At 36.3% G+C, this 10,702-nt stretch carries 8 protein-coding genes and 1 pseudogene; 8 read left to right on the plus strand and 1 reads right to left on the minus strand.

Annotated features, from left to right (window positions below):
- From EAE91_RS17925 to EAE91_RS17940, 4 genes are all read left to right on the plus strand, one after another.
- On the plus strand, nucleotides 1–181 hold a 181-nt coding region (locus EAE91_RS17925; RefSeq protein ID WP_214089662.1), incomplete at its 5' end, for a hypothetical protein.
- Between the two features lie 464 nt (nucleotides 182–645).
- Complete coding sequence (locus tag EAE91_RS17930; RefSeq protein WP_214089663.1) at nucleotides 646–1,608, plus strand: fucose-binding lectin II; 963 nt, start codon at nucleotides 646–648, stop codon at nucleotides 1,606–1,608.
- A gap of 175 nt (nucleotides 1,609–1,783) precedes the next feature.
- Complete coding sequence (locus tag EAE91_RS17935; RefSeq protein WP_214089664.1) at nucleotides 1,784–2,794, plus strand: fucose-binding lectin II; 1,011 nt, start codon at nucleotides 1,784–1,786, stop codon at nucleotides 2,792–2,794.
- Nucleotides 2,795–3,257: 463 nt separating this feature from the next.
- Nucleotides 3,258–3,677, plus strand: a complete 420-nt coding sequence (locus EAE91_RS17940; RefSeq protein ID WP_214089665.1) for a hypothetical protein — start codon at nucleotides 3,258–3,260, stop codon at nucleotides 3,675–3,677.
- Nucleotides 3,678–4,142: 465 nt separating this feature from the next.
- Here the strand turns inward: EAE91_RS17940 and EAE91_RS17945 are convergent, their stop codons facing one another.
- Nucleotides 4,143–4,817: a hypothetical protein gene (locus EAE91_RS17945; RefSeq protein ID WP_244868916.1), complete on the minus strand. Its 675-nt coding sequence runs from the start codon at nucleotides 4,815–4,817 to the stop codon at nucleotides 4,143–4,145.
- Between the two features lie 23 nt (nucleotides 4,818–4,840).
- On the opposite strand from EAE91_RS17945, the pseudogene EAE91_RS17950 reads away from it, so the two are divergent.
- The 4 genes and pseudogenes from EAE91_RS17950 to EAE91_RS17965 all read left to right on the plus strand — a co-directional run.
- Nucleotides 4,841–5,473 (plus strand): annotated as a pseudogene (locus tag EAE91_RS17950) (fucose-binding lectin II); the annotation flags it as partial.
- A gap of 93 nt (nucleotides 5,474–5,566) precedes the next feature.
- Entirely contained in the window at nucleotides 5,567–6,589 is a 1,023-nt protein-coding gene (gene ppxB / locus EAE91_RS17955; protein ID WP_214089666.1) for a photopexin PpxB, read from the plus strand.
- A gap of 484 nt (nucleotides 6,590–7,073) precedes the next feature.
- A complete protein-coding gene (locus EAE91_RS17960) occupies nucleotides 7,074–7,691 on the plus strand; it encodes a hypothetical protein (RefSeq protein WP_214089667.1) in 618 nt (205 codons plus the stop codon).
- Nucleotides 7,692–8,423: 732 nt separating this feature from the next.
- Nucleotides 8,424–10,496 carry a TonB-dependent receptor gene (locus EAE91_RS17965; protein ID WP_214089668.1) on the plus strand — a complete coding sequence of 691 codons (2,073 nt, stop codon included), beginning with the start codon at nucleotides 8,424–8,426 and terminating at the stop codon, nucleotides 10,494–10,496.
- Nucleotides 10,497–10,702: the final 206 nt, after the last annotated feature.

Here is a 10,702-nt window from a genome sequence, read left to right on the forward strand (position 1 = left end):
TAAAGAATCAAATACCAGAAAAGGAAAAATGAGAAAACATTATATTTACAACAACTACTCAATGAAAGTCATTCATTTCAATGAGTTTTTAACTTGCATTCGTATAATAACAATCCCTTTATCAAAATATCTATTATTTATATTTCCGTTAATCTTGGATGTTCAAATCGCAAAAATTTGACTGAATTCCTTCCAGATGATCTATTATTTTTAAATATTACTTATATCAAATTATTAATTTATTAGATTTATAAGCTTCGTGTCAATAAAAATTAAGTTTTATTTTCTCATCACGATTAAATAATCTAACTTAGTAAACAATGTAAATAAATCAATAAATGCTATTTTTTACAGTTCAAGATAGAAATATTGAAAATTAAGTAAAGGAAACTTTAGTGATATATTCATTGTCAGAAGAAAGAAACAAATCCGCTGCCTTTCTTCGACAACCATTAATATTCATAATTAACCAAATCAGAAGTTAATCACTATTTTTAGCATGAAGAAAAAGTTGAGTATTTAGCTTATTTTAATAATCTATTCTGAGATAACCCAGAAGATTATGAAACAGAATAATTAATCTAGGGTAATTTCAGTGTCATACTCATTGTTGAAAAATAAACCACAAACCTTTAAGGATACATTATGGCTGATATACTTAAATATGGCGATACAGTAAGAATATTAAATGGTTACAATAACTGGCAAGGAGGATATCTCAGTACATATGGAGGAAATGACATACCAGGAGCAAAACATAGCGTATTAACTGTAGCTCCTTCTTTTTCTGATCTAGGAGGAATATGGCGGATAAAATCAGGAACGGGAAAAGCCATCGGCAGTGAAATAATTAATGATGATATTATTTTACTTCATAATCTGTCTTTTTGCGATGGTGGTTACTTGGGATATTATGATGGTCCTAACCAACCAGTACCAAGTGGAGAAATACACCCGGTAATCACATCAGATATAAATACTTATTCGCCAAAAACATTAGAATGGATTGTTTATTGCGAGACACCTTATTCCATAAACGGAAATATCATAGAAGGAGCAATTATCACCTTACATAATCGATGGGGGAATAAAGGTTTCCTTAATAGTTATGGTAATGCCAACAAACCAAACACGTTATATGGTGTATCTCTTTCTGGTAATAGCACTCGTAAAACAATTAAGGTAGAGCAGTGGAAAATGGAAAAGATTAATGATCCTTGTCCGCCTACCACTCCCTCAAATTGCGGTGGAGAATGCGGTACCAATGACACCGGTAAACACTGTTTCCAATTACCTAAAAATATTCAATTTGGTCTGACAGCTTACAATAATACGAACATTCAGCAAACGGTAAAAGTGTATATTGACGATCTTCTGGTAGACACATTAACCGGCAAAGTAACAAATAATTTAATGGCGACCAAAACCTACACATCAGGTACAGGAAACGTTTGCATTGAAATTGAAGGAAATGGTAAACCTAGCAAACTGCGTTATTTCGATAACACTCTTGATGGAAAACCGGGAACGGCAATTATAGGAGCTGAAAATGATGCCAATAATAATTACAATGATTGCGTAGTAATATTAAATTGGTCGTTGGTGTGAATTAAAAGTACTTTGGTAAATTTCACCAAAAATAAAGTTAATTTAATTAATATTAAATTACCCTTTAAAATAAATTATAAAAGTAGCATAAAAGAATTTAAATTCTATTTATTGATATTATTCTCATTCAATTTTATCTAAAATTAAATTCTAACAATATAAAGGAGATATAATAATGAATACAAATACCTATTTATTTCTTAACTCAGAAAATATTAAATATCATGATGATCCACAAATCAACAAAGGAGATACTCCCCGGCTTATCAGTAGAGATTGGCCTAGCCTTCCTGTCGAATTTCAACGACATATTGACGATGTGATTAATTTAAACGGCTATTTATATTTTTTTAAAGGCTCACAATATCTTAAATTCGATATCGAGAAAGCTCAGGTAAGTGAGGGACCAAAACACATTATAGAAGGATGGCCTGGATTGAGAGGCACCGAATTTGAAAATGGGATAGATGCAGCTACCGAGTTTGTCGATACAAAACGAGATGTTGTCTGTTTCTTCAAAGGGCGAGACTGTATTGATTATACCGTCAGTTCACACACGATTAGTAAGAAAACTATTTCAGAGAGATGGGAAACTATCGAAAAATACGCAGGATTCAATGCAAATCTGGATACCGTTGTTTTATGGAAAAGCATTGCAGGTTCTCTTATTTACTTCTTCAAAGACAACAATTATGTCCGATACAATACAAAATCAAATACTATTGATATCGGACCTACATCCATCCAAACTTATTGGCATGGCGTCGCTTTTAATAGAGTTCAAGCTATGGTATCGGTTGACGCAGATTTATTGGGTAGTCAAAACTGTGGCGGAAAATGTGGTACCAGTGACACCGGTAAATATTGTTTCCAATTACCTCAGAGTACCAAATTTAGGCTGACAGCCTACACGAATACTGATGTTCATCAACAAACAGTAAAAGTCTATATTGACGATCTTCTGGTAGATACATTAACCGGCAAGGGGATAGATAACCTGATAGCGACTAAAACCCATGCATCCGGTACAGGTAAAGTCTGTATTGAGATTACAGGCAATGACAAACCCTGCAAACTCCGTTATTTCGATAATACTCTTGAGGGAAAACCCGGAACCGTCATTATTGGGGCTGAAAATGGTGCCGCTAATAAGTACAAGGATAGTGTCATCATTCTGAACTGGTGAGTTAAAGATTTTCATTAGTGATAAACTCTGTCAATAATTAAAGCGGTATTATGCCGCTTTTTTACGCCACATTTATCAACACCAATAAAATTATCACCAAAATTACTTTCGATATTACAACAATTATGGGGCCAAGAAGAAAGCCTCTCTCAGCACTGATACCTCCGCAATGAACTACACCAGATATAAAAACAAGAGAAATGATTAATTTTTTGTATCTCAATTATCTGATAGTTAAATATTAACATTGAGTTAAAATCAGCGACAAATAATATGAATTATCTATCTATTAGTTGAGCCATGAACTTTATTTATAAAAAACAATGATGTTTGTTTAATTTTAAAAAAAGTAAATAATAGAGTCTTATGATAAGGTGATTTGTATAAGTTAAAAGTTAGGATAAGTATTTTAGAGGGAACTAAATAAGAAAAAACGAAAATAACCAACCTAGGAGTATTAATCATGTCAATTGTTTTTGCATCAATAGATCCACGTAGCAATCCCCTACAAACATCAAGTCAAAATTATGTTGATATACCCGGTTTGAAACTTGATGTTTCAAAGTATTCGAACTCACCATGCTTAACAGCATTAATCACGTTAAATATACCAACTCCCTATGCTTCAGGTAACAATTTTCCTGGAGGGAACTTTATTATTGTAACTGATCAAGGCGAACAATTGGCTTTCGGTGGATTTACCTACAGCAATAAGAGTCCAGAATCCTATGGACGTATGCCATTCACGCTGGTTGCCCATTGTTCCCTTGCGTCTAATGTTTCTACTATAAAAGCTCAATGGAGTAATGTACGTGGTAGCACGGTACATATCGATACATATGCATCTATCTCTGCGGTTATTCAGTACAATCAGTTAGTTTAGTTTCAATGATTAGGTACTGCGTCATACACAGTGTATAGAATTAATTTGGAGTTAAGCCGCTACCGACATTTTCTATTCATAAATGAAAAAATTAGTGGTGGCTTAGCCTCAGAAAGATAATTTCTATCAATTCATAAAACAACGATCAATTTTATTTTATACGATCGCCTTTCAAGGTGATATATATTTAAATGTGTCAACACATAATATAAATCTATATTAAAAACGACTATTTTTCCAGTAAGCCATTAATTATTCATATACTGATTATTTAAATTTTTCAAAACAATAGATAACGCTGGGGAACTCAGTCCAATTTTTTCGTTCTGTTTAATTGCAAAAAAACCAAACTTTTATCATTAAAACCAATACATTTTGAAAGATAACGGGTATATGGGGCTAATAAGAAAGCCCCTTTGCATATATCATACAAAATAGTTAAATAACCAGATTCAATATTCCATATTAAAAATCTTGGAAAAATATCGCTCGATCAAACGGTGTCCGGTAAAGAGAATTTTGTTGATCTATTGTGGTAGCCTGAGAAGACATACCAAGAATAATCCCTATCTGACCAGACGCAAGATTTCCCGTCATCAGCGTGTTCATATTATATTGGCAAAGCTCCACCTTCCATTTATCTAGCACAGCATTATACCACTCAATGATTAATGTTCCGTTATTTGCCGCAAGCAAGCCAATACGCCAACGTGACCAAGAATTTTTTGGCCATTCATAACTCAGTGCAACACCATGAGCACTACCTAGCGTCGGTTGCCCTTTATAAATACCATCCGTTTGTTTGCCAACAAAGTTTACTGCTTGGATCAAATTAGCCGCCTGAAGATTCCAAACCATGACATAAGGCGTCGCAGTGTCAATCGAAGTACCTAACGAAATATTTGATGGCATCCATTGAGGCTTACCTTTATATCCCCCAGTCAAATGAATCGCCATATAGCCGTAACCAATATTTTGATATGTACCGCTTGCACTCGTTTTCCTGGATAGTACACTCACTGAAATGCCAGGATATGGATTACAAAACAGGTCAAGTTCACAATAACAATGTCTGGCATCAACCGGTGTATCTGTTGCAATCCCGAGACAGTGACTACCAATATTGCCAAATTTAGACAAAGTTTGTGCCTTGAAAGCTTTAAAAGACTATCGCAGATAGATGGGGGATAACAGAACAATACTCAGAATTTAGTGAAAATCTGGATGCGGCTATTTTATGGCGAAACTCCGGTTATTTTTTTTATCTTTTCAAAGGCAATGAATATCTCCGTTTACATCTAATGTTGAATAATATGTATAGTGAACCCGAGCTTATTCAAACTAAATGGAAAGGCGTCACTTTTAATAAAATCCAAGCGGCAGTGTCAGTCGATCCCAATATATTAGGCAGTGATATCAATGTAAACTGCGGCGGAACATGTGGGATGAATAACACCAGTAAACATTGCTTTCAATTACCTCAAAGTATTCGATTTGGCCTGACTGCCTACGTAAATAGTGATGCTCATCAACAATCAATCAATGTCTATATCGACGACCGATTGGTCGATACCTTAACCGGTAAGGGGATAAGTCACATAACAGACGTTAGGACCTACACATCAGGCACGGGCAAAGTCTGCATCGAGATTATCGGAGATGGTAAACCCTGCACACTTCGTTATGCCTATAACACTCTAGAAGCAAAACCCGGAACAGCCATTATCGGCGCTAACAATGGTTCCAATGACAATTATGATGATAGTGTGGTAGTGTTGAATTGGCCATTATCATGAGACAAAAATATATCACTGTGATATCTGAAAATAGAAAGTTGAGTAAACACATCAAAATGACATTCAAATTAACCATTATTAAGGATGTAAAAAATGAATTCAAACACCTATTTATTTCTTAACTCAGAAAACATTAGATATAACGACTCAGAAGATAAAGCAGACACGGGTTATCCCCAAACTATCAGCAATGATTGGCCTAGTCTCCCCATCGAGTTTCAAAAAAATATTGACGATGTGATTAATTTAAACGGCTCATTATATTTTTTTAAAGGCTCTCAATACCTTAAATTCGATATAGCCAAAGCTCTGGTGATTGATGGGCCAAAACCCATTATTGAGGGATGGCCGGGGTTGAAAGGTACTGGACTGGAAAATGGTATCGACGCCGCCACAGAATGGGTGGATACAAAACAAGATGTTGTCTGTTTCTTTAAAGGCAGAGATTGCATCGATTACACCGTCAGTTCACACACGATTAATAAGAAAACCATTTCAGACCGATGGGGCACTACCGGAAAATATGCAGGATTTAGCGAAGACCTCGATGCTGTTATTTTATGGAAGAATACCGCCGGCTCTACCATTTACTTTTTCAAAGATAGTTATTACATCCAATACAATACAAAATCTCATGTTATCGATGGTGAACCCTCCTTTATTCCAACTTACTGGAAAGGAGTCACCTTCAAAAAAATTCAAGCCGCCGTATCGGTTGATATCGATTCGTTAGGTAGTGAGTATAGAAACTGTGGTGGAATCTGTGGCAGCACGAACACCGGTAAACACTGTTTCCAGTTACCTGACAATATAAAGCTTAGCCTATCAGCCTACGGTAACACTGCTCATCAGCAAACGATAAAAGTGTATATTGACGATCAGTTAGTCGATACATTAATCAGCCAAGGTGCCAATAGTGTGTTGGGCTTTAAAAATTACTCATCAAGCACCGGCAAAGTCTGCATTGAAATTATAGGCGACGGCAAGCCCTGCAAACTCCGTTACGCCTATAACACCCTTGACGAAAAACCGGGAACAGCCATTATCGGTGCCAGCAATGGGGGCAATAATAATTACGATGACAGCATAGTCGTGTTAATTTGGTCACAGGCTTGAATCAAAAAGCCACAAATACACTACTCTGGCAACATCAGTCGAGATGACATTTATCAATAAATTAAAGCGGTATTATGCCGCTTTTTTCTGTCTACCACGCAGATATATCTGCAAAATGATACCGTTTTTGCTGATATGAACACGGTCATAAACAGAAAAAACATGACTTACCCTTTCAAGTAACATGATATAGTCGAAACTCGGTTATCCGCCAAATAGCCTCCTATCCGATAAAAATTAACTTTTTGATCTTTTCTTTTCCTATCTCCCGTTGCTATGAATATTCAACAATGCAGGAATTCAACCCTATTTTAGGCCCACAAGGGATTAGATAAAAGGCGAGACAACCTGTTCGTGGCAATAACCGAATCCTGAAATGACACCAGAAGTTATGCACTAATAACATAGTCGGAGGGAAAATCATTTCAGGGTAAGTATCAGTTGTTTGAAGAGCGATAGCATATTTTCCGAGGAAATGATGGATATGGATAATGTACTTAAATATGGCGATACCGTGACAATATTAAACAGCTACAAGAACTGGAGCGGTGGGTATCTCAGTGTATTTGGCAACGGTAATAAACCTGGAACAAAATATGGCGTGGTAACTGTAGATGCTTCTTTAGCTATTTATGGCGGTGCCTGGAGAATTGAGTCAGCAACGGGAAAACCTGTCGGCAGTGAAATAATCAATAATGATATTATTTTACTTCACAACCTATATTACTGTGATGGCGGTTATTTACGATATTATGATGTAGTGGATCAAAATGAACAATTGACCGAAATACATCAAGTCTACACCACAGATATCCGCAAAAGAGCAACATTAGAGTGGGTTATTTATTGTGAAACCACACCACCAAATGAAAATATCAGAGAAGGCGATAGTATCTCTCTCTATAATCGATGGGGAAATAAAGGTTTTCTTGATACCCATAATCATGCCGGCGATACAGGCTCGTTATATCAAGTCTTCATGTCCAATAATGCTGCCCGTAAAAGCCAGACCGGTTTATGGAAAATGGCAAAGGTGAATGATCCTTGCCCTCCCCCTGATGTGTTGACCAATATCATGCCGTTGTGGCGTAAGATGCGGTAACAACAACCCGTTTTATCACTCAAATAAAGCTGGTAAGAGCAAACGAAATCGATTTTTGTGCGCTTTAGCCGGCTAATTATCCTTACATTAGCCAGCCAAGTAATCAACTGTCCTCCTTCCAATGGTGATGTTCACCGGACGTTTATCAGTACTCCCAATTTAGTGTTCTTTATTATTAGAAAGAATGAGCCGAAGTAATAGCTACAAGTTTACTATCAGTTAATTTAAGTTTGGTTTGTTGGATATAATAGAGTTAGTTGATTATGTTAATAATACACCGAATCTATATATTTATCTCTTTTCATTATTTTTACATATTTATATTAACCGATAGAAAAATATTTAAAATCCATTCAGCAAGTGAATAATTATTTGGTACTGTTTGGAATCACTCTTTTGCTACAAAAAACAGTAAATAAAATGAGGGAATAAGCCCTCGAAGTCTGTTCAGTATTTTGGTAAAAATTCAGTTTGTATCTAAGATATGGATAATACCCCCCTTTACACACCAAATCTTCATGGTTAATAATATTAATAAAAACAATTAGTTATGCTTAAATCGAGAAAGCATTTCCTTTCCACTGATGATAATAAAAGTAGTTATCATTTGCATTTGCGTTTTTTTCTAGTTGTTTATATAATTTCCCAAGTTTTTTATTAATGGATGGTAAAAGCGTTTCCGCCGCTATTACTGAATGCCTATACCAGCTTCTTCTTGGAGATTAGCTATCTATGTTGAAACATAGCGTAACCACTATTGCTGTGTTATCTGTTTTTTATTCCCATCAGAGTTTGGCAAATAAAAATAGCAAAACAGATTCGTTGGACACTATTGTTGTGACTGCGGAGAAAGTTTCTGCGGATCAGCAAAAAACAGCAGTAGGTATGACAGTATTATCTGATTTTGACATTGAACGGAAAGGGGTTGAAAATTTTTATGAGGCCGTTTCAGGGATTCCCAATTTATATATGATAAAAGCAGGTAATCCATCTGATGCCGGGTTTATTTCATTACGCGGCGTCACGCCTGGTATGGAAGGGGAACAGGCGGTGGGTTTCTTTACTGACGGTGTATATAGTCATTCATTTGACACCGAATTGCTGGATATTGAACGCATCGAAGTATTACGTGGCCCACAGGCAACATTATATGGCCGCAATACTGAGGCCGGAGTCATTAATATCATTACCAAAGATCCCGATCCTGTAACAGACCGGAAATTGGGCTTTTCATATGGTAGTTATAATCGTTTTCAAACTACTGCTATTTTAGGTGGTGGCATTGATGAATATGGCGATTGGTCTTACCGTACAGCATTACGTTATCTGAATAGCGATGGTTACTTTAAACGGGATTATGATAATAAAAAGAATATAAATGGTATTAATGATTTTAACGGGAGGTTTAAGCTTCGCTGGCAGCCATCAGACGGGCCGTGGGATATTATTACGACATTCGATGTACAAAACCGCAGAAATGGTAACGCCTCATTCGCACCTCTTGATAAAATAAAGAAAGGGACGAAATCTGTAGACTCTGATTATGCAGGTAAGTCAGACGCTAATATTTATAAAGGGTCTCTTAAAGCGGTGTATCAATGGGATAGTATGGATCTAACTTCAATTAGTTCATATACTTCGGAAGATAAAAAAGATTATCAGGATCTTGATTTTACCCGTAACCCATTTTCAGAATTGCGAATGGACCGTAAACAAAATTACCTCTCTCAGGAATTGCGTCTTAACTCTAAAAATACCGGGCCATTTAACTGGTTGATTGGTATGTATTACTTCAATCAGGATGATAAATTAGATATTGATTACAGGATGTTGTCGGTCGGATATCAGATTAAAAATACCAACGTTAGAACCAATAATTATGCTCTGTTTGGTAATACCAGTTATTATCTCATGGATAATGTAGAGCTGGTTACGGGGCTGCGTTATGATTATGAGAAAAAGAATCTGAAATTCAGTAAGACAGAAAATTTCTCGGGAATGACAAGAGAAAACCTGACTGATGAACTCTCTTTTGATGCTTGGTTGCCAAAAGCCGGGGTCAATTATTATGCTACGGATAACGCTATGTTATATGCCAGTATTGCCCGTGGTTATAAAAGTGGAGGATTTAACAGTTTAGCACCGAAGGATCAGCGCCGTTTTGATGCTGAATACACCACCAACTATGAAATTGGTCTGAAATCGGAATGGTTGGATAAGACTGTACGCTGGAATACCTCATTATTTTGGATTGACTTTACCGATCAGCAGGTTGAAAAGCAATTTTATCCAGAGTCCGTTACCCAGAATGCAGGAAAATCAATCAGTAGAGGGCTAGAATCGGAAATTTCCTGGCGGGTGATTAAAGGGCTAACATTATCTGCTAATGCTGGTTTCAATGATGCTCATTTTACTGAGTTTAAAGATAATGTTTATGACAAGAAGAGTGGAAAAATTGTGGGCGTTACTGATTATAAAGATAAACGTCCGGCAAATACGCCAAATTATACCTATGGGGTTGGTGTAGATTACAATTTCCTCGACGGATATTTTATTCGTGCTGATTATAATGTTGCCGGTAAAGTTTATTTCGATAATGCTAATACTGAGAAGCAGTCTAATTACGGCTTGTTGAATCTTAGAGCTGGATATGAGACGTCAGCTTACGATATTACATTATGGGCGAAGAATCTGTTAAATAAGACCTATGTTACTCGTGCATTCCCAATGTCTGGAGATAACAATTGGTATGGTCGTGCAGGAGAGCCTCTGACTTTTGGTGCGACAGTCAATGTTAAGTTCTGATAAATAGTAAATCGAATGATTGCAGTAGGCCATTACAATAATTCCTGTTGTGATGGATTATAAGGGTAGTTATACCCTATAGATTTCAAGATGCATCGCGACGGCAAGGGAGCGAATCCCCGGGAGCATAGAGAACTATGTGACCGGGGTGAGTGAGTGCAGCCAACAAAGAAGCAACTTGAAAGATGACGGGTATAGATTTATTA

This window comes from Photorhabdus noenieputensis (assembly GCF_018448935.1).
GTDB classification, from domain to species: Bacteria; Pseudomonadota; Gammaproteobacteria; order Enterobacterales; family Enterobacteriaceae; genus Photorhabdus; species Photorhabdus noenieputensis.